Source organism: Mesorhizobium comanense, assembly GCF_005503535.1.
Classification (GTDB): Bacteria; Pseudomonadota; Alphaproteobacteria; order Rhizobiales; family Rhizobiaceae; genus Mesorhizobium; species Mesorhizobium comanense.
This window is the reverse complement of sequence record NZ_SCNN01000020.1, coordinates 74,498-95,716: the sequence shown is the minus strand read 5'-3', so window position 1 is coordinate 95,716 and position 21,219 is coordinate 74,498. Positions and strand designations below refer to the sequence as shown.

Below are 21,219 nucleotides of genomic sequence, written 5' to 3'. Positions count from 1 at the left end.
GCGTTAATCCGGCACCTTTCGGTCGAAAACGGCCGAATTGCCCGGTCTCAACCAAACGTGATCATCAGGAGCCTCAGCCGCGCCGTCGCTTGGGCTTTTCCAGGAGGGCGACGGCCTCGACATGCGGCGACCACAGGAACTGGTCGACCGGCGTGACGCTCTTCAAGGCATAGCCGCCATCGATCAGGATGCGCAGGTCGCGGGCCAGCGTCACCGGATTGCAGGAGACAGCGGCAACGAGCGGAACATCCGAGCGCGCGATCTGCTTCGACTGGTCCTCGGCACCGGCCCGCGGCGGATCGAAGACGAGACCATCGAAAGCATTCAATTCCTTGAATGTCAGCGGACGCCGGAACAGGTCACGGCGTTCGCCGGTCACCCGCTTGAGGCCCGTGGCGAAACGCGATCCCCGATCGAGCGCCGAAAGTGCTGCCGCATCGCCTTCCACGGCATGCACTTCCGAATTCCGGGCGAGCCGAAACGTGAAGCTGCCGCAACCGGCGAAAAGATCGGCGACCCTTTTGGCGCGCTTCAGATGAGCGCCGACGAGATCGGCCATGGTCTGCTCCGCGGTCTCGGTTGCCTGCAGGAAGACGCCGGGCGGCACAGCGACCGAGACGCTGCCGAACATGACCACCGGCTTTCTCGGCTCGATGATGATTTCGTCGTCGATGGACAGCCTGGCAAAGCCCTGCGCCATGACAAAATTGGAGGCGATGCGGCGCTGGTTTTCGCCGAGCTTGCCGGACTCGTGGGCCGCCACATCGAGGCCGGAAGCCGTCACGGTGACCGCCATGCGGAACGATTTCGTCGTGGCGCATATCAATTCGGCGAGCGCCCTCAATGGGCCGAGCGACGCAACGATTTCGGGCAGCGAAATCGGGCACTCCGATATAGGGATGATTTCCGGCGACAGATGGCGGTTGAAGCCGAGCAGCATGCCGGCTTCGGTGCGCCGGGCGGCGAGCACGACACGGCGGCGCGTATGCGGCTGGCAGGCGACGAGGTCTGAAATGTCGCAGTCGATGCCCTTCAGGGCATGCACGACTTTCTCGCGCTTCCACTGCCGATAGGCCTCGGCCTCGAAATGCTGCAGCGCGCAGCCGCCGCATTCGGTGAAATGGCGGCAGGCGGGATCGACGCGCAACGGCGAGGCCTCCTGCACGGCAATCAGCGTGGCGCGGTCCCTTTCACGCGCCGCCGTTACCGTCTCGCCGGGCAGTGTGAACGGAATGAACAGATCGCCGCTTTCGGTCTCGGCGATGCCGTCGCCCTGCGCGCCCAATTTCCTGATGTTGAAGCGCGCGCTCATCGATCCCTGATCCCGCCAAGCAGATATTCTCGATTGCCATCGCCGCCTTCGATCGGTGACGGATGCAGGCCGAGCGACCGCCAGCCGGGCATATCGTCCAGCCAGTCCCGCAGCAGGCCGGCGACACGGGCGGCATCGGCGGGATCCTTCAGCAGGCCACCCTTGCCGATGGCTTCGCGGCCCGCCTCGAATTGCGGTTTGACCAGCAGCATGGCCCCAGCGCCGGCCTTGGCGATAGCGAGTGCGGGCGGCAGAGCCAGTTTCAGCGAGATGAAGCTGACATCCGAGACGATGAAGTCCGGAATGCGGCCGGCCAGATCGGCCGATCGCAGATCGCGGGCGTTCAGGCCTTCGATCACCGTCACCCGTTGGTCTTTGCCGACATCCGGATGCATCTGGCCGTGACCGACATCGATGGCCGTGACGTGCGACGCGCCCCGCTCAAGCAGCACCTGGGTAAAGCCTCCGGTCGAGGCACCGATATCGAGCGCCTCCCGGCCGGCCGGATCGAGGCCAAAAAGGTCGAGCCCGGCAATCAGCTTCAGCGCCGCGCGCGAGACGTAGCGCTGTGCCGGATCATCCACGCCGACGGCGCAATCGGGCTGGACAGTTTGCCCCGGCTTGCGGGCAACGACGCCATCGACGGTGACGGTGCCGCGCTCTACCGCGTCGCGGGCTCGCGAGCGGCTGGCAAACAGCCCGCGCTGGACGAGCAGGTCGTCGAGCCGCTGGCGCGTGCTGGCTGGCAAAGGCGTGTTCATCGCCCTTCATTGGAGAAAGGCGGGCGCGAACGCAAGGACATTGGGCGGCTTGCAGACGGTGCACAGGGCCGGCACAATGGCGACGGGCGAGAGGTCGAACACAGCGGCAAAGGAGGCCAGATGCTGACGGGAACCTGCCATTGCGGCGCAACCCACTGGACCCTGGAAGGCGATCCTGGTCCTGTCACCGCCTGCAACTGCACGCTCTGCCGCCGCTATGGCACGCTGTGGGCCTATGACTTCGTCGATGAGCGCATCCGCGTCGCGGGACCGGTTAACAGCTATACGCGCGCAGGCAAGGATGCGCCGTCGCTCGAAATCCTGTTCTGCCCGACCTGTGCCTGCGTGCTGGCCTGGCGCGGTTTGCGCGCGGGCACCTCTGGCCGGACCCGTATCGCGGTCAATGTGAGGCTGGCGCCGCCTGAAGCCGTAGCCGATCTCCCCATCGACCATTTCGACGGTCTCGACACGTTTGACGACCTGCCGCGCGACGGGCGCTGCGTGCGCGACATGTGGTTCTAGAAGATGGTGCGGGAAACCTGGCGCTCGACGGCAGGAGACAAACCGGCGTCCAGATCACCAGACGCCTGCTCGCGCGGATGCTCGGCTGGGGCGGCAGGCACGGGCGCTGCATCCGGGACCACCACCAATTGCGGAACCTGCTTGTAGGAAAAGCCGCCACGGATGTCGCCCATCTTGCCGGCAACGATGCCGACCGCGGCCTTTTCAAGATTGCGGTCATAGCGCGTTTCGGCCCTGGCCGGCGCGGCTGTCGCGGCCAGGAGGGCCACGCCGCACAGAAGCATCTTCATTGTTGTTGTCTCCCTGCCTGATGCCGATCTAGCAGGGCGCCGTTGAAAAACGGCCAAGGGACACGGTAAGCAAAACGCCAAACGGCAGTGTTAACAATGCGTTACGAAATCAAGTCGGCAAACCGATTCAAGCCGTTGAGGTTCTGATTCAGGCGCGCTGGGCGCGCACCGTATGGCCGAGCGCGGTGAACACCGTGCGCACGATGCCGGCGGCATCCAGGCCGGCATCACTATACATCTTTTCCGGCTTGGCGTGGTCGGTGAACGCGTCGGGCAGCACCAGCGGGCGCACCTTCAGGCCGCTCTCCAGCAGGCGGTCATGGGCGAGGAACTGCAGCACGTGGCTGGCGAACCCGCCGATGGCGCCCTCCTCCACCGTGACCAGAACCTCGTGCGAACGGGCCAGCCGGCGAACCAGATCCTCGTCGAGCGGCTTGGCGAAACGGGCATCGGCGACAGTGGTGGAAAGCCCGGCCGCGCCAAGTTCCTCGGCGGCGATCAGACAGTCCTGCAGCCGGGTGCCGAAGGACAGCAGCGCCACCTTCGTGCCTTCCCTGACGACACGGCCCTTGCCGATTTCAAGCACCGAACCGCGCTCCGGCATGTCGACGCCGACGCCGTTGCCGCGCGGATAGCGGAAGGCGATCGGGCCATCGTCATAGCTTGCGGCCGTGCGCACCATATGGCGCAGTTCCGCCTCGTCGGCCGCCGCCATGACGACGAAGCCCGGGAGCGAGGCCAGGAAAGTCGTGTCGAAGGCGCCGCAATGGGTGGCGCCATCGGCGCCGACGAAGCCGGCGCGGTCTATCGGGAAACGCACCGGCAGCTTCTGGATCGCCACGTCGTGCACGACCTGGTCGTAGGCGCGCTGCAGGAAGGTCGAATAGATCGCCGCGAACGGCTTGTATCCTTCCGTCGCCAGGCCAGCAGCGAAGGTCACCGCATGCTGCTCGGCGATGCCGACATCGAAGGTTCTCTTCGGGAAAACCTCGCCGAACAGATCAAGGCCGGTGCCGGTCGGCATGGCGGCGGTGACAGCGACGATACGGTCGTCCTCGCGGGCCTCCTGGATCAGGCTTTCGGCGAACACCTTGGTGTAGGCGGGTGCATTGGCCGGTGCCTTGGCCTGCGCGCCGGTGATGACATCGAACTTGTTGACGCCATGGTATTTGTCAGCAGCGGCTTCCGCGGGCGCATAGCCCTTGCCCTTCTGGGTGACGACATGGATCAGCACCGGGCCTTCGCCATTGTCACGGACGTTTCTCAGAACCGGGATCAGATGCTCCAGATTATGACCGTCGATCGGACCGATGTGATAGAAGCCGAGTTCCTCGAACAGCGTGCCGCCGGTGACATAGCCGCGCGCATGCTCGACCGCCCGGGTGATGGCGCGGTCGGCGCGCTTGCCAAGATAGGACGTCAGCTTCTTGCCGAAATCGCGCAGGCCGACATAGGCCCTGCCTGACGCCAGCCGCGCCAGATAGGCGCTCATGGCACCGGTCGGCGGCGCGATCGACATGTCGTTGTCGTTGAGGATGACGATGAGACGCGCGTCCAGCGCGCCGGCATTGTTCATCGCCTCATAGGCCATGCCGGCCGACATGGCGCCGTCGCCGATGACGGCGATGACGTTGTTGCGGCCGCCCGAGAGATCGCGGGCGGCAGCCATGCCGAGGCCGGCGGAGATGGATGTCGAGGAGTGGGCGGCGCCGAAGGGGTCGTATTCGCTCTCGGCGCGGCGGGTGAAGCCGGAGAGGCCGCCCTCCTGCCGCAGCGTGCGGATGCGGTCGCGGCGGCCGGTGAGGATCTTGTGCGGGTAGGCCTGGTGGCCGACATCCCAGATCAGCCGGTCGTCGGGCGTGTTGAAGACATAGTGCAGGGCCACTGTCAGTTCGACGACGCCGAGGCCGGCGCCGAGATGGCCGCCGGTGCGTGACACCGCGTCGACCAGTTCTGCGCGCAGCTCGGACGCCAGTTGCGGCAGGTCGCTCTCGGCCAAAGTGCGCAGATCGGCCGGAATGCGGACCTTGTCGAGAAGCGGCGTATGCGGCGTTGCGTTCACGGGAGGCCTGCTCGGGTCTGTCTGTTCATGAGCGGGATAGGCCGCCGCCAGGCGAAAGTAAATGCGTGCCGGTGACGCGGATCGTCGAACCGCAGGCGCGGACCGGCTGGCAAATGAGAAGTCATCCGCTCACGGCGCAGGCCAGCATGACGGTGCCAACACCGCCGCTACCCCTACTCAAAACACCAGCTTCAGTCCCGCCTTGACTGCCTGGCTCGAAGCGCCGGGGCCGAATTGGCCGGAATAGGAAAGGTTGATGCCGGCGGAACCGGCCTGGATATCCAATCCAAAATCCACAATCGCTACGTTGCGGGCGGCGGCGGCACCAAGGACAGTGAAGGGCTGGCCATTGGCGAAAACGAGGTCGGCCTTCGGCTGGAGGTCGTCCAAGCCGTGCCGCCAGCCAATGAAGCCTGTCGTGCGCGCGACAATGCCGTCGAGTTCAAGCTGGGCGGCTCCGCGCATGCCGAGCGTCGAATAGACGGCATTGGCATCGACGCCAGCGCTGGAAAGCGCAGCGTCGTCGCCGCTCTCGCGGAAAGGCCTGCTGCTGTAACCGGCATAGGCCAGCGACGCTGTCGGTTCCAGCGTGACGCCGCCAAAGCTAAACGCATAGGCAGCCTCGCCAAAGATCTGACCGGTGTTCGCGCCATAATCGGCCGACAGATGGCCGGTGAAGCCGCCAAAGTCGACATTGCGGCCGATTTCAACATCGTGCCAGGCATAGGCGGCGCCGGTCCGGAGGCGGAGGTTGCCGAAATCGCGGCCGCCATAGGCGGCCAGATGCAGTGTGTCGGCCGAGCCGGTCGCGTTGCGATCCTCGACATCGAAGGTCGCCCTGGAGTAGCCAACCAGCCCGCCCAATTGCCAGCCATCATCGAGAAAGCCGTCGGCGCCGGCAAATATACCGCCCGAGCGAAACGCGAGCGTGGCGGTGTTGCCATCGCCCTCGCTTTGACCGAAGGCGCCGTAACTCTGCAGCCATGCGGCCCGCGCGCCATCGACCGTTTCACCCCGCAAGCGCTGGAGTGCCGCGTCGCGAACATGGACGCCTTCGTCCAGCAGCAGGCCGGCGGCAGACGCATGGACCTCTCCCGACAATTGATCGAAGGCAATCCGGGCTTCCGGCACGGCCAGTTGCACCACCGCGTCGAACACATCGCCACCGCCAAGCGCCTCGATAGCATCCGCCGCGGTGATCTGGTTGGCAGTCGCGCCCGCATGCGAGAAGGCGATGCCGTTTCGGGTCAGCGTCAGAAAGACGTTTTTGTCGTCATAGCTCAGCGTCGGCGTCAGAAACGCCAGGTTGGAGGTGACCGTATCGAATTCGCCCGCCCTGCCGTCTGTGGCGCTCAGGATGGTGTAGGTAGTGGCGGCGGCGTATCTGCCGCTTGCGGCCAGCACATTGACAATGCCGCCGCCGATCATGGCCGAGCCGCTTGCCTGGACCCTGTCGCTCGCACCGGTCCCGCCAGCCTCCACCTCGAAGATCGACCCAACCTCGAACGCCACGTCGCCAGTGTGCAGTGTGCCGATCGAGGCGCCGGGCGCAAGCGTTCCGCCTGAGGCAACCGAGATGGAGCCGACACTGCCGCCGCCACCCAGCCTAACGCCATCGGAGACAACCACATGCGAACTGGCGATCGAGCCGTCGACCTGCAACAAGCCGGCCAGTATCCTTGTATCGCCGCTGTAAGTGTTGACCCCCGTGAAGACCAGGGAAGCCGGCGCATCGATATCGACGGCTCCCTCGCCGCTGATCGAACCGGCGTAAACGCCGCCGTCTTCGAGAGGGCCGAAAACGACCTTCGCGCCGCTTGAGATGGTGACGACCGGCGGCAAGGTCAGATGCGTAACCGTAAGTGTTCCGGCCTTGACATTGACACCGGCCGATTCGTTGGGAGAGTTTAAAAACAGATTGCCGGTGCCGGTCTTGTTCCACACACCGCCGCTGACGATGTTGGCGACCTGGCTGAAGTCATAGTCGGTATGGATCGTCGCGCCGTCACTGACCACTATGGGCGCGGAGATACCCAGCTTGGGGGTCGAGCCGAACGTCAGGGTGGACGTCCCGTCTACCTCAATCGCCGACGGGACTAGGGTCACCCGCCGTGTCATGATCGTCAGGTTGCCGCCATTGCGGATGGTGATGGGACCGTAGAAGGGGTTCCCGGAAGGCCCCGCGTAAGTGACATCATGGCCATCGATGAGGATGCCCGCATCGCCCTGGTAACCGGTGACCGTACCGGTGAAAACCCCGCCGGTGATCTCGAGCCGCCCCGTGTCGGCCAGCAAGATTCCATGCGAACCCAGCGTTTCCGCGGAACCGGCAAGAATGCCTCCGGCGACGGTGATTTCCTGAGTGTAGACATCGTCGTGGGAAACAGTCAGCGAACCAGTGAGCAGCAACCGTCCGGCGTCGGTTTTGGTGACGAAGCCGTCGATGGTTCCAGAGTAGGTCGCGTCGTAGCCAGCGGTACGGAATGTCACCTCCTCGGCGCCGAGCAGGTCCGTCGCGAGCGTTTGACCGGGAGCGGTGAAGGTCACGTCATATGTGCCGGTGATTATCGGCTCGTCGGCTGCTCGCGCCTGCTGCGTCAGAAATAACAAACCCCAACACAAGGCCGTGTTGGCCGACATATACTTGTACAAAATGAAACGCCCCATCCCCTTAGCCGCACAGACACTATCGATGTATCAAGTCGCAGGCGAGCGCCTTTTTGCTTCGCATACGAGATATCGGGCATTGACACTGCGTTACAGTGAAGCTCTTGAATTCGCTCCCTACATTCCCGTTAAATAATCTTCCCCCTGCGGCTAATTCTGCTGAGAGTGCGGTCATGGCGCGTCCCCGCAAAGGCGGACGTCACAAAGACACAAACAAATTCAGGCGCTTGATGTTTTCGATCAGTGCGTTGGCACGGGATGGCTCTGCGCCAAAAGCGAGCCTAGCCTTCCGGCAGCGGGATGAACTCTTTCTCATCTCCAGGAACGATATCGAAGCGGCCCGTCTTCCATTCCTGCTTGGCCTGTTCGATGCGCTCCTTGGATGAGGAGACGAAATTCCACCAGATGTAACGCTTCGAGCCGAGTGAGGCGCCGCCGAACAGCATGAAATGCGCACCGGTCTGCGAGGTAATGATGATCTCGTCGCCGGGGCGGAAGACCAGCAGCCTTTCGGCCGGGAAGACATCTCCCGAGATCGAGACTTCGCCCTCCAGCGTATAGATCGCGCGCTCTTCCGCGTCGGCCGGTATCTTCACGACGGCGCCCGGCGCCAGTCTGAGGTCGGCGTAAAGCGTTTCGGTGTCGGCCCGCACCGGGGACCGCAGTCCCTGAAACTCGCCGATGACGACACGTCCGCGAACGCCTTCGGCATCGATCTCTGGAAGCCGCAGTGCGGCGGTGTTTTCGAATACCGGCGCCACCTCCTCCTTGCCATCCGGCAAGGCAAGCCAGGTCTGCAGGCCGGAGATCGACATCGGCGCGCCGCGCAGTTCCTGGGGCGTGCGCTCGGAGTGCACGATGCCGCGGCCCGCCGTCATCAGATTCACGTCCCCGGGCTCGATGACCATTTCGGTGCCAAGGGAATCGCGATGCCTGATCCTGCCGTCGAACAGATAGGTCACCGTGGACAAGCCGATATGCGGATGCGGACGGACATCCATCGCCTGGCCGCCACGCAGGATCGCCGGACCCATGCGGTCGAAGAAGATGAAGGGACCGACCAACCGCCTCTTGGCGGTCGGCAAGGCGCGGCGCACCTCGAAGCCGCCAATATCCTTGGCGTTCGGGATCACCATCAGCTCGATCTGGTCGCTGGCGAAGGCATCGCCCGCTTCAGGGTCTTTCCCCGGAAAGAAGCTCATCGCGGCTCCTCAGGCAAAACGCAGCGCCGACCTGGCTTTCGCCTTGGCGGCCTCTTCCTCGCGATTGCGCGGTTCCTGCGTGGTTTCGAGAGAATCGATCAATTCGCGTGCCACGGCGGCAATGGCCTCGACAGCATGGTTGAAAGCATGCTCGTTGCGCTTGGAGGGCTTTGTCGCGCCGCTCAGCTTGCGCACGAACTGGAGGGCCGCGTCATGCACCTCGTCGTTCGTCGCCGGCGGCTCGAAGTTGAACAGGGTCTTGATGTTGCGGCACATGGCTTTCACTCCTTACCTGCTTTCGCCTCGCCCATTCCCGCTTACTCGGCGTCGAGAGGCTCCGTCCCGACCGGCTTGCCGTCGCGCGACAGCCTGATCTTCTCGACCTTGTCCTCGGCGGCCTTCAGCAACCGGTCGCAATGCGCCTTCAGGGCCTCGCCGCGCTCGTAGATCCGGATCGACTGGTCGAGCGGCACATCGCCACGCTCCAGATCATCGACGATCTTCTCCAGCCCGTCGAGTGCCTGTTCGAAGCTCATCGCCTTGATGTCTTCGTTGGTTTCACCAGCCATCATTCATCCTTTCATCAGCCGCCCGACATGGGCGGCGACCGAAAATGCCAATCCCTGCAGATCGTAGCCGCCCTCGAGCAGGCTGACGAGCCGGTTGCCGCTGTGACGCGCCGCGCGCTGCATCAGCTGGCCTGTCGCCCAGTCGAAATCATCCTCGGTCAGATTGATCTCGGCCAGCGGATCACGGTGATGCGCGTCGAAGCCTGCCGAAATGATGATCAGGTCGGGCGCGAAATTGTCGAGCGCGGGCAGCACGCGCGACAGGAAGGCATCGCGGAACACCTCACTGCCTGTCTGTGGCGCCAATGGCGCGTTGACGATGTTGCCGGCACCAGTCTCGTTCTTCGCGCCCGTGCCGGGATAGAGCGGCATCTGGTGCGTCGAACAATAGAGCACCGATGGATCGTCCCAGAAGATATCCTGCGTGCCATTGCCGTGATGCACATCCCAGTCGACGACGGCAACGCGCTCGACGCCATGTTTCTTCTGCGCGTAGCGCGCCGCGATCGCCGCCGTGTTGAAGAAACAGAAACCCATCGCCGTCGCCTTTTCGGCATGGTGGCCGGGAGGCCGCGCGGCGACGAAGACATTGTCGGCGCGGCCCGCAAAGACGTCGTCGACGGCGGCGTTGGCCGCGCCTATCGCCGTGATCACTGCCTGCCAGCTCTTGGGGCTCGCGGTGGTATCGGCATCGATGCGGGCAATCCCCTCCTCCGGGATGGCGGCGCGCACGCGAGCGACGAAATCAGCGGGGTGCGCATAAAGGATGGTGGCTTCATCGCCTTCAGTCGCCTGGACGCGATCGAGCGCGGCGAAGGCTTCATCGTCGAGCACACGCTCGATGGCGCGCAAACGGTCCGGCCGCTCTGGATGACCGGGCGGCGTGATGTGGTCGAGAAAGATCGGGTGCGTGTAGAGACGGGTAGCCATGCCCCCCTATCTAGTGCCGCCGAGGCACAAAGGCCATGCGCCCGACTTTGATCGCTGGGGAAAATCGCGTCTGCGTCCATTCGCGTCGCCGCGGGGATTGGCGTGGCTGACGCTTCGGCGTAAGGTCACGGCCACTGCCTGGTGCCCGCCGGTCTGTTTGTTTAGCCGCATTGTGCGACGCCAAGTGATTTCATTTGGCTGCAAATGCTCCGGCGGGAGAATCGGGAACACGGTTGAACTCCGTGGCGTGCCCAACGCTGTAAGGGGGACCGCGCCGGTAAATGCCACTGTCGATGACGGGAAGGCGCCGGACGCGGGTTGATCCCGAGCCAGAAGACCGGCCTGGCAGGAACCGTCATCCGCATGGTCAGGCGGCTGGCATCAGAGCGACGTGCGTCCACTTGGACTCACAAAGTGCGCTCTGAAGGGTTGAACTGCTGCAATCGCAAGGGGACAAGCGATGCTGGAAGACATGACCGCTCAAATGCATGACGGCTTTGATCAATTGGCGCGCGAGGCGGTTTATCGCGCCATGTTCACGCGGCGTGACGTGCGCAGCCATTTCACGTCGGAGACCATAGACGACGAGGTGCTGGCCCGGCTTCTGCTCGCCGCCCATCACGCGCCGTCGGTCGGTTTCATGCAGCCCTGGAATTTCATCGTGATCCGCGACGCGGCGCGTCGGGCAGAGGTGCGCGACCTTTTCCTGGCCGCGCGCGAGCAGGAATTGCCGGCCATCGAGGCGGAAAGGCAGGCGCTCTACCGCAAGCTCAAGCTGGAAGGCATCTGCGAAAGCGCGCTCAACATCTGCATCACCTGCGACCGGGAGCGCTCGCAAGGCTCACCGCTGGGGCGCTTTCACAATCCGCAGATGGATCTCTACAGCACGGTCTGCGCGGTGCAGAATTTCTGGCTGGCGGCACGCGCCGAAGGCGTCGGCGTCGGCTGGGTCAGCATCATCGAGGCACAGGCGCTCAAGGACCTGCTGTCCATTCCGGAGCATGTGACGCCGATCGCCTATCTCTGCGTCGGCCGTGTTTCGCAGTTTGCACCCAAACCGGACCTTGAAACGCAGGGGTGGGGCCGGCGCCTGCCCTTGCCCGAGCTGATCATGAGCGAGACGTTTCGCGGGCAAGGCGAAGCGTCGCTCAAGTCGGCGACGGCCCGTCTCAACGGCGTTGCTGCGGTCCCGCCAAGCCCCGCCAGTCAGCGCGTCGCGCCTGCCGTGCCCCAGCGCGAGCCGCCGAAGGAGGCCAGCGCCTTGTCCTTCAATTCCCTGAACTTCGACGACGCCTCCGCGAGCCGTGCGTCCCAAGCGGGATCCGGCACCTGGCCTTCGATGGTCTTGAAATAGACCTGCATCAGGCAGGCGATGGCGAAGGGTTCGATGAAGGCTGCCTTGAACGCCCAGGCGAAAACGATCGCGAGCACGAAGGCCCAGCCGGCGAGTTGCCCCGGCATGATGAAAAGAATCGCTGCGGCAGGCGCCAGCATCAGCAGGAAGATCACGAACGACACACCCCACATGATGACGGCCAGCCAGACGGCGTTCTTGACCATGATCTTGCCGTTCTGGGCATAGAGCACCACAGCCTGGCGAGCGGTCTCGAACGGCGAGGCCGAATTGATGCGGATGTTGTAGCCGAGGATGATCTCGTCGACATAGGTCAACGACAGGCGGATCACCGTGTTGAGGAAGGAGACCAGGCCGCTCAAACCGGGAATGGGCAGGAAGGCGGCGATACCGCCGAGCAGGCCGGTGATGGCGCGGATGGCGCCCTTGACCAGTTGGTCGACGACGAAAAGGATGTTGGCCTCGGCAAAACGCGCGGCCACCACCTCCCTTGCATAGGCAATCTGGTTCTGGCCGTCCGGAACGTCATGGCCGTCGATCAGGTGGACCATGACGGCTATATGCCCGGCCTTGACGACGTAGAGGATATATTCGCGGATCCAGTAGACGGCGATCGACACGATCCCGAAACCGACAATTCCGCCCCACATGGCAAATGACAGCGGCCCGTCGGGATCGGTGGAGATATGGCCGACGCCATAGCCAACCGAGGCACCAGTGCCGGTGGCCACGATGTAGGCCAGCGTGATGCCGAAATAGACGATCATGCGAAAGACAATGAAGGGGCCAGGTCCGCATCATGATGGACACCGACCGGCCGATATCGAAATCCCACATGCCCCGAATCCCCCTCAGAGATGGTTGGGGAGGATGCTCTCAAACCCGCTGATGTCAATTGCGGGTGATGGCGGGATCGTCGCGGCGGTTTAGCTCGGCCGTGATTGCGGCTTGCTGAGCAGCCCCTCCAGCAATTGCTTGAAGGCGGCGACCACCATTTTCGAGGTTGCTTCAGGATCGTTCGAATTGGCGATCCGCTGCGAGGCCTGGCTACTTGCCCCGTTGATCAGCCGCGCCGTGGTCTCCGGGTCGAGGCTGTCGACGACGACCCCTTCCCTTTGCAAGGCGCTCAGATGGCCGGCCATCGAGCCGACGCACGCATTGGCGTTCGACCACTGTGCGGGATCGCCCAGAACCGCCGGGCCATCCCGGAACATGATGCGCTGGATTTCCGGCTCCAGCGCCATCTCGATATAGGTCGTGCACTCGTCGACGAAATGCTGCCAACGGGTCGGCGCCCTCGACGCCACCTCGTTGACGCGGGCCGCCATCTCGGCGTCGATCTCGGCGATGACCGCCTCCAGCAACCCCTTCTTGTCGCCGAAGTGATGATAGAGGGCGCCCCGCGTCAGCCCGGCCGACGCGGTGAAATCATCCATCGAGGCCTGCGCATAACCGATCGTGCCGAACGCCTGGCGGGCGGCGGCGATCAGTTTGGCGCGTGTCTCGGCGATCATCTCCTTGCGCGGTCTGTGCATGCTGGCCTCATCCACATACGCCTCGTATGCCAATTGACATACGGGGCGTATGATCTATCTAACACCCATACGTTCCGTATGTAATTGTCCAACCCTCCTTTGTCGAGGAAAGCCCATGCAAAACCCCTATTCGGAAATCTTCCGTGCCCCCGGAGCCTGGGGATTCGCGACCGCCGGTTTCATGGCGCGCCTGCCGATCGCCATGGCGCCGATCGGCATCGTGGCGATGCTGTCGCAGACGCGCGGCGAATACTGGCTGGCGGGTGCGGTCGCCGCCACATTCGCGCTCACCAATGCCTTCCTGGCGCCGCAGATATCGAGGCTGGTAGACCGCCTTGGCCAGACACGGATCGTGGCGCCCACCACCTTCATCTCCGTGGTCGCCTTCGCGGTCCTGATCGCGGCTGCCAATCAGGACTGGCCGGTCTGGACGCTATTCGTGTCGGCATTGCTCGCCGCCGCCATGCCCAGCATGCCGGCAATGGTACGCGCCCGCTGGACCGAGCTTTTTCGCGGCCGGCCGCAGATGAACACCGCCTTCGCCTTCGAATCGGCCGCGGACGAACTGGTCTACATCGCCGGCGCATCGCTGTCGGTAGGCCTCAGCGCCGGCCTGTTCCCGGAAGCGGGCATGATCGCCAGCACCCTGTTCCTGGCCCTTGGGTCGACAGCGTTCATCCTGCAGCGATCGACCGAGCCCCAGGTGCGGCCGATGGTACAGGGTTCAGGCGGCTCGGCCATCCGCCTGCGGCCGGTGCAGATCATCACCTTCGCCCTGATCTTCATTGGCGCGACCTTTGCCACGACGGAAGTGAGCACCGTGGCGATCACCAAGGAGCTCGGCCAACCCAGTGCCGCCAGCCTGGTCATCGGCGTCTATGCTCTGGGATCGTTCATCCTTGGCATCATCATCGGCGCGCTCAACCTGAGAGCACCGCTGCAGCGCCAACTCGCCATCGCGGTCGCCCTGGTGGCGCTCGGCACGTTGCTGCCGCTGACCGCGGGGAGCGTGCCGCTGCTCGCCGTCACCGTCTTCATCAGCGGCGTGGCGATCTCGCCGACCTTCATCACGGCCTTCGGCCTGATAGAACGGCATGTACCGGAAACCATGCTGACCGAGGGCATCACCTGGGTGACCACGGGCATCGGCATCGGCATGGCGCTGGGATCATTCGTCGCCGGCGCGGTGGTGGACACGTTCGGCGCCCAGAACGGGTTCTGGGTCTCCGTGGCCTCGGGCGTTATCGCACTGGCGACGGTGCTGCTGGGACAACGCAGCCTTGCCATTCACAGATGCGACCTGGAGGGATGCGAGGCCGCCGTGGTTCCCGCGGAATGAGCTTTTCATAAGCGCCCGGTCCGACAGAGACCGGGCGCCTCGTCATTCGGCCTTAGATGATCTCGGTCTTCGCGATGTGAATGCCAAAGCCTTCGAGACCAACATAGTGGCGCTCGCGCGAGGCAATGAGGTTGATCGAGGAAATACCGAGGTCCTTCAGGATTTGCGCACCGAGGCCGATCTCGCGCCATTCGCTTTCGCGCCGGCGCGCCTCCTCATGGTCCTCGCGATCACCGGATTGAGGCCGCTTGCGCTCCTGGTGAGCGACACCGACGGAACCCTCGCGCAGATAGACGATGACGCCGCGCTTGCGTTCGCCCATCGCCTTCATGATGGCGTCCAGCCGGTGGCTGGTGCCGAAGACGTCGGTCACCACATCCTCGGAATGCAGTCGCACCGGCACATCCTCGCCGTCGCGGATGTCGCCGAAGACGACGGCGACGTGATGCATCGTGTCCCAGGGCAGCGTGTAGGTGAAAACCTGCGCCTTGCCGCCGAGCGTATCGATCTCGGAACAGGCGACGCGCTCGACCAGCGTTTCCTTGCGCTGGCGGTAGGCGATGAGATCGGCGACCGAAACCTGCTTGAGGCCGTGCTCCTCGGCGAAGGCCGCGACCTGCGGGCCACGCTTGACGGTGCCGTCATCATTGACCAGTTCCGAGATGACGCCGATCAGCGGCAGGCCGGCGAGCTTGCACAGGTCGACCGCCGCCTCGGTATGGCCCGAGCGCATCAGTACGCCGCCCTCTCGCGCGATGAGGGGAAAGATGTGGCCGGGGCGCACGAAGTCCGAGGCGCCGACATTGCCGTTGGCGAGGTTGCGCACGGTCAGCGTGCGGTCGTCGGCCGAAATGCCGGTCGTCGTGCCATGCTTGAAGTCGACGCTGACGGTGAAGGCGGTGGTGTGGGCGGAATCATTGTCGGCGACCATCGGCGCGAGGTTGAGCCGCTTGGCCTCCTCGCGCGGCATTGGCGTGCAGACGATGCCGGAGGTGTTGCGCACGATGAAGGCCATTTTCTCCGGCGTGCAGTGAACCGCGGCGACAATCAGGTCGCCCTCGTTCTCGCGGCCGTCATCGTCCATGACAACGACGATCTCGCCGCGCTCGAAGGCGCGGATGGCTTCGACGATCTTCTTCTGGTCGTAAGGCATTGGATGCTCGCTTCGCTCGCAGGGAATAGGGAGTAGGCAGTAGGGAAAAGAAAGGCTGTCTCGGGCGGCCTACTGCCTATTCCCTACTACCTATTCCCTTCCCCGTCTGGCCTCGATGGCGCAGGTAGTGATCGGCGATGGCGCAGGCGACCATGGCCTCGCCGATCGGCACGGCGCGGATGCCCACGCAGGGGTCGTGGCGGCCCTTGGTCATGACCTCGACATCGCGGCCGTCCTTGTCGATCGACTTTCGCGGCGTCAGGATCGACGAAGTCGGCTTGACGGCAAAGCGGGCAATGATCGCCTGCCCGGTCGAGATGCCGCCCAGAATGCCGCCCGCGTTGTTGGACAGGAACACCGGATTGCCGTCGTTGCCCATGCGCATCTCGTCGGCATTCTGCTCGCCGGTGATGCGGGCCGCCTCGAAACCGTTGCCGATTTCCACGCCCTTGACGGCGTTGATCGACATCAGGCCGGATGCGATATCCTGGTCGAGCTTGGCATAAATCGGCGCGCCGAGCCCCGGCGGCACGCCGTCAGCGACAATCTCGATGACCGCGCCGACCGACGATCCGGCCTTGCGGATGCCGTCGAGATACTGCGTGAACACAGGAATCGACGCGGGATCCGGCGTGAAGAACGGGTTTTCCGCGTCGCCTATGAAATTCCAGTTCCAGTTGGCGCGGTCGATCGATTTCTCGCCCATCGACACCAGCGCGCCGCGCACCACCATGCCCGGAACGACCTTGCGGGCAAGCGCGCCGGCAGCCACACGCGCCGCCGTCTCGCGCGCCGAGGAGCGGCCGCCGCCGCGATAGTCGCGTATGCCGTATTTGACGTCATAGGTGTAGTCGGCGTGGCCCGGGCGGAACTGGCGTGCGATCTCGCCATAGTCCTTCGAGCGCTGGTCGACATTCTCGATCAGCATCGACACCGGCGTGCCGGTGGTGATCATGGTGACACCGTCCTCGTCCAGCACGAAGCCGGAAAGCACCTTCACCTCGTCGGGTTCGCGCCGCTGGGTGACGAAGCGGGACTGGCCGGGCCGGCGCTTGTCGAGCTCCGCCTGGATTTCGTCGCGCGTGAAGCGGATGCCCGGCGGACAGCCGTCGACCACGCAGCCGAGCGCTGCGCCGTGGCTTTCACCCCAGGTGGTGACGCGGAAAAGGTGGCCGAACGTGTTGTGAGACATGCAAAAGAGCCCTGCCCGGCATGGAAGCCGGCTGAAGCCTGCCTTCTATTGGCGTTTTCCACAGTGGTCAAACTGTCATCCCCGACGTTTAAGTTTTGACACATTCGGCTGGTTTCTGCTTTCTTCCATTCGCCGTTGAGGACCCGCCGCCAAAGTGCCGGCGCAATGACCAAAGAGGACGATGATGCGTACCCTGATTGGCGCTGTTGCCGCCACGCTGCTGTTTGCCACCGCCGCTTTCGCGGGCCAGACCGAAGGCCTGATCAAGAAGATAGACAAGGACGCGCTGACCCTGACACTGGACGACGGCAAATCCTACAAGCTCAATGCCGAGACCGACATCGACTCGCTCAAGCCCGGCATGGACATCGTCATTGCCTATGACGTGACGAATGGCGAGAATGTCGTCACGGACATGCAGCTGCCCGACAGCGACACGAACTAGGCTTTTCCGCCCGGTTGAACGGTTTCAGGGGAACGCTCGGCGTCGAGCCGGGCCGGCTGGGACGCGTTGCATCCGCCGCCTGGTTTCCGGGCGGAAAACCGTTACAGATTTTTCCTGAAATCAGCCTAGAGCCACTCCAGGCTGCTGCCCTGCAGCCGGAGCACGCGATCCTGCGGTATCTCCAGGTTCGCCGCTTCGTCCTCGGCCATGCCGAGCACGAACCGGAACAAGGTGCGCATGACGCCGCCATGGGTAACGCAGACCGTCTGGCGCGCCATCTCATCGAAGCAGGGCTTCACCCGTTCGAGCAGCATCTGGTAGCTTTCCGCCCCGTCGCCCGGCGGCTGAAAGTTCCATTTGTCCAGAGCGCGTGACCGACTTGCGCCGGGGGACTGCTTTTCAAGTTCGGCGAACGTGAAACTCTGCCAGTCACCAAAATTGACCTCGATCAGCCTGACGTCCGTCCGATAGGCAAGCGGATCGAGCGCCATGGCCGCGCGGATGCGCTCCATGGTTTCGCGCGTCCGCCGCATCGGGCTGGCGACGAAGTCGAAATCCCCGACATCGCTGACGAGCGCGGCCAGATGACGGCCGTTCTGCGTGGCCTGTTCGCGACCGAGAACATTGAGGTCGGTATCGGCCTGCCCCTGCAGCCGGAATTCGGCGTTCCACGCGGTCTGGCCGTGGCGCACGATATAAACCAGCGGATACATCAGGTCTTCCGGGGTCGGGCCTGGGCCTGGGCGAAGGATGGGCTAAGGAAAACTAGTCCTTGACCGTCGAAATATCCGGCGCGTCGACCGCCTTCATGCCGACCACGTGATAGCCGGAATCGACATGATGCACCTCGCCGGTGACGCCACGCGACAGGTCGGAGAGGAAATAGACGCCGGAATCGCCGACCTCTTCCTGGGTCACCGTCTGCTTCAGCGGCGAATTGTACTCGTTCCACTTCAGGATGTAGCGGAAGTCGCCGATGCCCGAGGCGGCCAGGGTCTTGATCGGGCCCGCGGAGATCGCGTTGACCCGGATCTTCTTGGCGCCGAGATCGACGGCGAGATAACGCACGCTGGCTTCCAGCGCCGCCTTGGCGACACCCATGACGTTGTAGTGCGGCATCACCTTTTCGGCGCCGTAATAGGTCAGCGTCAGCAGGGAGCCGCCATCGGGCATCAGCGCTTCGGCACGCTTGGCGATGGTGGTGAAGGAAAACACCGAAATGTCCATGGTGCGCAGGAAATTGTCGCGCGTGGTCTCGACATAGCGGCCGGTCAGTTCGTCCTTGTCGGAAAAGGCGATGGCATGGACCAGAAAGTCGATCTTGCCCCAATGACTGGCGACATTGGAGAAAACCTCGTCCAGGCTCGACGGATCGGTAACGTCGCAATGGCCGGCGACATAGGCGCCCAGTTCCGCCGCCAGCGGCTCGACGCGCTTCTTGAACGCCTCACCCTGATAGGTGAGCGCGATTTCGGCGCCGTGGTCGACGCACGCCTTGGCGATGCCGAAGGCGATCGACCTGTTGTTCGCGACGCCGAGAATCAGGCCGCGCTTGCCGGCCATCAGGCCCTGTCCACCCGCCATGTGCGTGCTCTCCGCAAGATATTCTGCTTTGTGGAGTGCCTATCGCACAGGCACACAGCCCCTTCAAGCGCTCAAACCGGACAGTTCGGGGGACAAAAGCCGACGATCAACCTTTTTGGCCGCGCAGCAACACTTCCAGGGCGCTGTCTCCACCTTCGGGCAGCATGATGCGCACATGGGCATAGAGATCGCCATGCCCACCCGCCTTTTCCGGCAGACCCCTGCCCTTCAGGCGCAACACCTTGTCTGAGCTCGACCATGCCGGAACATTGACAGCGAGCCTGCCGGTCGGCGTCTCGACAGGCACCTTGGCGCCCAGCACGGCATCGGCCAGCGGCACCGGCAGATCGGCGTGCAGGTCACGCCCCTCGACGCGGTAGCGCGGATGGCGGCGGATATGGATCTTGACCAGCGCATCGCCCGGCTGGCCGGGGCCTTGCTCGCCCTGTCCCTTGAGCCGGATGGTCTGGCCATCCTCGACGTAAGCCGGCAGCTTGACCGCTACCTTGCGGCCATCGGGGAACATCGCCGTCACCTTTTCGGCGTTGGCCGCTTCCTCGATGGTGACGTCCAGCGTCACGTTCAGGTCGGCAGCCGTCGCGGGTTGGCGGCGATCGCCGGCGCTTGCGCCGCGCGCTCCGGAAAAGGCGTCGCCGAATATCTGGCTGAAAATATCGCTGTTGCCGTCGAACGGATCGCCGCCCGGGCGGCCCGACCGGAATTCGAATCGAGAGCCGCCGGCGCCCTGCTGCTGGCGGCGAAACCCGGCAAAAGGATCGCCACCGCCGGCGGCGCCTTCGAAACCCTGGAAGCGCGGCTTGCCGGCGGCGTCGATCTCGCCGCGATCGAAGGCCGCGCGATTCTTCTCGTCGCCAACGATCTCATAGGCCTGGTTGGCCGCGGCAAAACGGTCCTTCGCCTTCGGATCATTCGGATTTTGGTCCGGATGATGCTTCTTGGCGAGCTTCCGATAGGCCGATTTTATATCCTTGGCCGATGCGTTCTTTGCAACGCCCAGCACCTCATACGGGTCGCGCATCAATTCTGCCCTGGAGATGAGTTGAGTCCATACTTGCCTCCTATATGCGCTCGCATAGGAAGAAATTCCAGTGGCGGACCATCATATCAAAAGCGGAAAAATCAGAGCGCCTTGAAGTCCTGCATGCGCCAGCCGCCGGCACTGGCCAGGCACAGCTCGCCTTGGAACATGGCAACCCCGTCAAAGCTCTCGCGCGAAGCCTTGAAGCGGCGGCACGTCTGGCCCCTGTCCTTGAGTTCCGCCAGTTCGGTGATGGAGCCACGCGAGCCGGTGCCGGCATTGGCCCAGGGTACGGCCTGCCCGCCGAGTTGCTCGATATCGGCTGATGATACGGCGTTGCCGATCGTGGTCTGATCGGAGTCGCGATCCGAATCGGCCGGCTTGGCCGAAGCCGAGGTGCTGCTGGTCAGGATCGAGCGATCGACCTCTGCTTTTTCCAGGCTGAACCCGCCCGCTCCGCAGGCTGCAAGCGGCAGGGCGGCCGCCACAATCATCGCTTTCGCGCTGGCCGAAGCGATAACGCTCCATTGCCTGCTGTCAAAGGCTTGCGCGATACGCGACAATCGGCAATCCCCCTTTGCCCGGCAGAAATCCGGGTTTCGTGACAATTTGAGAAAAACTATGAGTGATGCAGAGTTAACAAGCGGTGACTTTACCGAGGCTGCGGAGCCGTTTCGGCTCTTTGCCACATGGCTTGACGATGCCAGCAAGAGTGAAATCAACGACGCCAACGGCGTTGCTCTGGCAACCGTCGATGCCGATGGCATGCCTGACGTGCGGATGGTTCTGCTCAAGGGCTTCGATGAAAGCGGCTTTGTGTTCTACACGAATTTCGAGAGCGCCAAGGGCCGGGAAATTCTTGGCAGCATGAAGGCAGCGATGTGTTTCCACTGGAAATCGCTGCGCCGGCAGGTGCGCATCCGAGGTCCGGTGGAGATCGTCAGCGATGCGGAAGCCGACGCCTATTACGCGACGCGGCCGCGCGGCAGCCGCATAGGCGCCTGGGCTTCCAAACAGTCGCGACCACTGGAGGGCCGCTTCGCATTGGAGAAGGCCGTCGCCGAATATACGGCCCGTTACGCCATCGGCGAGATTCCGCGCCCCAAGCATTGGTCCGGCTTCCGCATCGTGCCGAAGACGATGGAGTTCTGGCACGACAGGCCGTTCCGCCTGCATGATCGCGTCGTCTTTTCGAGTGATGCCAAGGGCGGCTGGGACAAGACGCGGCTCTATCCCTGAGTTGGAACGCAGCGCGAGCACGCA

At 63.8% G+C, this 21,219-nt stretch carries 20 protein-coding genes, 2 pseudogenes and 1 riboswitch; of the genes and pseudogenes, 5 read left to right on the top strand and 17 right to left on the bottom strand.

Features of this window, described 5'->3' with window-relative positions:
- Window positions 1–73: 73 nt before the first annotated feature.
- Window positions 74–1,312: a class I SAM-dependent RNA methyltransferase gene (locus FFS37_RS27260; RefSeq protein WP_137934069.1), complete on the bottom strand. Its 1,239-nt coding sequence runs from the start codon at window positions 1,310–1,312 to the stop codon at window positions 74–76.
- Window positions 1,309–2,073 carry a TlyA family RNA methyltransferase gene (locus tag FFS37_RS27255; protein ID WP_137934068.1) on the bottom strand — a complete coding sequence of 255 codons (765 nt, stop codon included), beginning with the start codon at window positions 2,071–2,073 and terminating at the stop codon, window positions 1,309–1,311. The genes FFS37_RS27260 and FFS37_RS27255 overlap by 4 nt, the downstream gene beginning before the upstream one ends.
- Before the next feature lie 120 nt (window positions 2,074–2,193).
- On the opposite strand from FFS37_RS27255, the gene FFS37_RS27250 reads away from it, so the two are divergent.
- On the top strand, window positions 2,194–2,595 hold the full coding sequence (locus tag FFS37_RS27250; RefSeq protein ID WP_137934067.1) for a GFA family protein: 402 nt from the start codon (window positions 2,194–2,196) through the stop codon (window positions 2,593–2,595).
- On the opposite strand, the gene FFS37_RS27245 is transcribed toward FFS37_RS27250, so the two are convergent.
- From FFS37_RS27245 to FFS37_RS27215, 7 genes are all read right to left on the bottom strand, one after another.
- Window positions 2,592–2,885, bottom strand: a complete 294-nt coding sequence (locus tag FFS37_RS27245) for a hypothetical protein (protein ID WP_137934066.1) — start codon at window positions 2,883–2,885, stop codon at window positions 2,592–2,594. The genes FFS37_RS27250 and FFS37_RS27245 overlap by 4 nt on opposite strands.
- A gap of 148 nt (window positions 2,886–3,033) precedes the next feature.
- On the bottom strand, window positions 3,034–4,947 hold the full coding sequence (gene dxs / locus FFS37_RS27240; RefSeq protein WP_137934065.1) for a 1-deoxy-D-xylulose-5-phosphate synthase: 1,914 nt from the start codon (window positions 4,945–4,947) through the stop codon (window positions 3,034–3,036).
- 177 nt (window positions 4,948–5,124) lie between these two features.
- A complete protein-coding gene (locus FFS37_RS27235) occupies window positions 5,125–7,494 on the bottom strand; it encodes an autotransporter outer membrane beta-barrel domain-containing protein (protein WP_171026439.1) in 2,370 nt (789 codons plus the stop codon).
- A gap of 401 nt (window positions 7,495–7,895) precedes the next feature.
- On the bottom strand, window positions 7,896–8,816 hold the full coding sequence (locus tag FFS37_RS27230; protein WP_137934063.1) for a pirin family protein: 921 nt from the start codon (window positions 8,814–8,816) through the stop codon (window positions 7,896–7,898).
- 9 nt (window positions 8,817–8,825) lie between these two features.
- Window positions 8,826–9,092, bottom strand: coding sequence for a DUF2277 domain-containing protein (locus tag FFS37_RS27225; protein ID WP_137934062.1), 267 nt, complete (start codon window positions 9,090–9,092; stop codon window positions 8,826–8,828).
- A gap of 41 nt (window positions 9,093–9,133) precedes the next feature.
- Window positions 9,134–9,385 carry an exodeoxyribonuclease VII small subunit gene (locus FFS37_RS27220; RefSeq protein WP_137934061.1) on the bottom strand — a complete coding sequence of 84 codons (252 nt, stop codon included), beginning with the start codon at window positions 9,383–9,385 and terminating at the stop codon, window positions 9,134–9,136.
- Between the two features lie 3 nt (window positions 9,386–9,388).
- A complete protein-coding gene (locus FFS37_RS27215; RefSeq protein WP_137934060.1) occupies window positions 9,389–10,315 on the bottom strand; it encodes a histone deacetylase family protein in 927 nt (308 codons plus the stop codon).
- Window positions 10,316–10,493: 178 nt separating this feature from the next.
- A riboswitch (cobalamin riboswitch) is annotated at window positions 10,494–10,675 on the top strand.
- A gap of 100 nt (window positions 10,676–10,775) precedes the next feature.
- On the opposite strand from FFS37_RS27215, the pseudogene bluB reads away from it, so the two are divergent.
- Window positions 10,776–11,357 (top strand): annotated as a pseudogene (gene bluB, locus FFS37_RS36210) (5,6-dimethylbenzimidazole synthase); the annotation flags it as partial.
- A 164-nt stretch (window positions 11,358–11,521) separates the two neighbouring features.
- Here bluB and FFS37_RS27205 read toward each other — a convergent pair.
- Window positions 11,522–12,506: pseudogene (locus FFS37_RS27205) on the bottom strand (hypothetical protein).
- Window positions 12,507–12,595: 89 nt separating this feature from the next.
- Window positions 12,596–13,204, bottom strand: a complete 609-nt coding sequence (locus FFS37_RS27200) for a TetR/AcrR family transcriptional regulator (protein ID WP_137934058.1) — start codon at window positions 13,202–13,204, stop codon at window positions 12,596–12,598.
- Between the two features lie 115 nt (window positions 13,205–13,319).
- On the opposite strand from FFS37_RS27200, the gene FFS37_RS27195 reads away from it, so the two are divergent.
- The gene (locus FFS37_RS27195) at window positions 13,320–14,543 is read left to right on the top strand and encodes an MFS transporter (RefSeq protein WP_137934057.1); all 1,224 of its coding nucleotides are present in this window, start codon (window positions 13,320–13,322) and stop codon (window positions 14,541–14,543) included.
- A gap of 52 nt (window positions 14,544–14,595) precedes the next feature.
- Here the strand turns inward: FFS37_RS27195 and ribB are convergent, their stop codons facing one another.
- Both ribB and aroC read right to left on the bottom strand, forming a co-directional pair.
- On the bottom strand, window positions 14,596–15,696 hold the full coding sequence (ribB, locus tag FFS37_RS27190; protein WP_137934056.1) for a 3,4-dihydroxy-2-butanone-4-phosphate synthase: 1,101 nt from the start codon (window positions 15,694–15,696) through the stop codon (window positions 14,596–14,598).
- 76 nt (window positions 15,697–15,772) lie between these two features.
- Window positions 15,773–16,888, bottom strand: coding sequence for a chorismate synthase (gene aroC, locus FFS37_RS27185; RefSeq protein WP_137934055.1), 1,116 nt, complete (start codon window positions 16,886–16,888; stop codon window positions 15,773–15,775).
- Between the two features lie 184 nt (window positions 16,889–17,072).
- Here aroC and FFS37_RS27180 point away from each other — a divergent pair, with 184 nt between their 5' ends.
- Window positions 17,073–17,333: a DUF1344 domain-containing protein gene (locus FFS37_RS27180; RefSeq protein ID WP_137934054.1), complete on the top strand. Its 261-nt coding sequence runs from the start codon at window positions 17,073–17,075 to the stop codon at window positions 17,331–17,333.
- Between the two features lie 125 nt (window positions 17,334–17,458).
- Here FFS37_RS27180 and FFS37_RS27175 read toward each other — a convergent pair whose 3' ends face one another.
- The 4 genes from FFS37_RS27175 to FFS37_RS27160 all read right to left on the bottom strand — a co-directional run bounded on the left by FFS37_RS27175 (window position 17,459) and on the right by FFS37_RS27160 (window position 20,519).
- Window positions 17,459–18,046: a histidine phosphatase family protein gene (locus tag FFS37_RS27175; protein WP_137934053.1), complete on the bottom strand. Its 588-nt coding sequence runs from the start codon at window positions 18,044–18,046 to the stop codon at window positions 17,459–17,461.
- Window positions 18,047–18,098: 52 nt separating this feature from the next.
- Entirely contained in the window at window positions 18,099–18,917 is an 819-nt protein-coding gene (gene fabI / locus FFS37_RS27170; RefSeq protein ID WP_137934052.1) for an enoyl-ACP reductase FabI, read from the bottom strand.
- A 106-nt stretch (window positions 18,918–19,023) separates the two neighbouring features.
- Window positions 19,024–19,956, bottom strand: coding sequence for a DnaJ C-terminal domain-containing protein (locus FFS37_RS27165; RefSeq protein WP_137934051.1), 933 nt, complete (start codon window positions 19,954–19,956; stop codon window positions 19,024–19,026).
- A 101-nt stretch (window positions 19,957–20,057) separates the two neighbouring features.
- A complete protein-coding gene (locus FFS37_RS27160; RefSeq protein WP_137934050.1) occupies window positions 20,058–20,519 on the bottom strand; it encodes an RT0821/Lpp0805 family surface protein in 462 nt (153 codons plus the stop codon).
- A 58-nt stretch (window positions 20,520–20,577) separates the two neighbouring features.
- Here FFS37_RS27160 and pdxH point away from each other — a divergent pair, with 58 nt between their 5' ends.
- Window positions 20,578–21,195, top strand: coding sequence for a pyridoxamine 5'-phosphate oxidase (gene pdxH, locus FFS37_RS27155; protein WP_137934049.1), 618 nt, complete (start codon window positions 20,578–20,580; stop codon window positions 21,193–21,195).
- The last annotated feature ends 24 nt before the right edge of the window (window positions 21,196–21,219 follow it).

What these genes read in the sequence shown, in the direction of transcription:
- FFS37_RS27180 (WP_137934054.1), top strand. Translation starts at nt 17,073, where the DNA reads ATGCGTACCCTGATTGGCGCTGTTGCCGCCACGCTGCTGTTTGCCACC.
- FFS37_RS27245 (WP_137934066.1), bottom strand. Translation starts at nt 2,885, where the DNA reads ATGAAGATGCTTCTGTGCGGCGTGGCCCTCCTGGCCGCGACAGCCGCG.
- FFS37_RS27165 (WP_137934051.1), bottom strand. Translation starts at nt 19,956, where the DNA reads ATGCGCGACCCGTATGAGGTGCTGGGCGTTGCAAAGAACGCATCGGCC.
- FFS37_RS27175 (WP_137934053.1), bottom strand. Translation starts at nt 18,046, where the DNA reads ATGTATCCGCTGGTTTATATCGTGCGCCACGGCCAGACCGCGTGGAAC.
- FFS37_RS27225 (WP_137934062.1), bottom strand. Translation starts at nt 9,092, where the DNA reads ATGTGCCGCAACATCAAGACCCTGTTCAACTTCGAGCCGCCGGCGACG.
- fabI (WP_137934052.1), bottom strand. Translation starts at nt 18,917, where the DNA reads ATGGCGGGTGGACAGGGCCTGATGGCCGGCAAGCGCGGCCTGATTCTC.
- FFS37_RS27230 (WP_137934063.1), bottom strand. Translation starts at nt 8,816, where the DNA reads ATGAGCTTCTTTCCGGGGAAAGACCCTGAAGCGGGCGATGCCTTCGCC.
- pdxH (WP_137934049.1), top strand. Translation starts at nt 20,578, where the DNA reads ATGAGTGATGCAGAGTTAACAAGCGGTGACTTTACCGAGGCTGCGGAG.
- FFS37_RS27260 (WP_137934069.1), bottom strand. Translation starts at nt 1,312, where the DNA reads ATGAGCGCGCGCTTCAACATCAGGAAATTGGGCGCGCAGGGCGACGGC.
- FFS37_RS27220 (WP_137934061.1), bottom strand. Translation starts at nt 9,385, where the DNA reads ATGGCTGGTGAAACCAACGAAGACATCAAGGCGATGAGCTTCGAACAG.
- aroC (WP_137934055.1), bottom strand. Translation starts at nt 16,888, where the DNA reads ATGTCTCACAACACGTTCGGCCACCTTTTCCGCGTCACCACCTGGGGT.
- FFS37_RS27195 (WP_137934057.1), top strand. Translation starts at nt 13,320, where the DNA reads ATGCAAAACCCCTATTCGGAAATCTTCCGTGCCCCCGGAGCCTGGGGA.
- ribB (WP_137934056.1), bottom strand. Translation starts at nt 15,696, where the DNA reads ATGCCTTACGACCAGAAGAAGATCGTCGAAGCCATCCGCGCCTTCGAG.
- FFS37_RS27200 (WP_137934058.1), bottom strand. Translation starts at nt 13,204, where the DNA reads ATGCACAGACCGCGCAAGGAGATGATCGCCGAGACACGCGCCAAACTG.
- FFS37_RS27250 (WP_137934067.1), top strand. Translation starts at nt 2,194, where the DNA reads ATGCTGACGGGAACCTGCCATTGCGGCGCAACCCACTGGACCCTGGAA.
- FFS37_RS27255 (WP_137934068.1), bottom strand. Translation starts at nt 2,073, where the DNA reads ATGAACACGCCTTTGCCAGCCAGCACGCGCCAGCGGCTCGACGACCTG.
- FFS37_RS27215 (WP_137934060.1), bottom strand. Translation starts at nt 10,315, where the DNA reads ATGGCTACCCGTCTCTACACGCACCCGATCTTTCTCGACCACATCACG.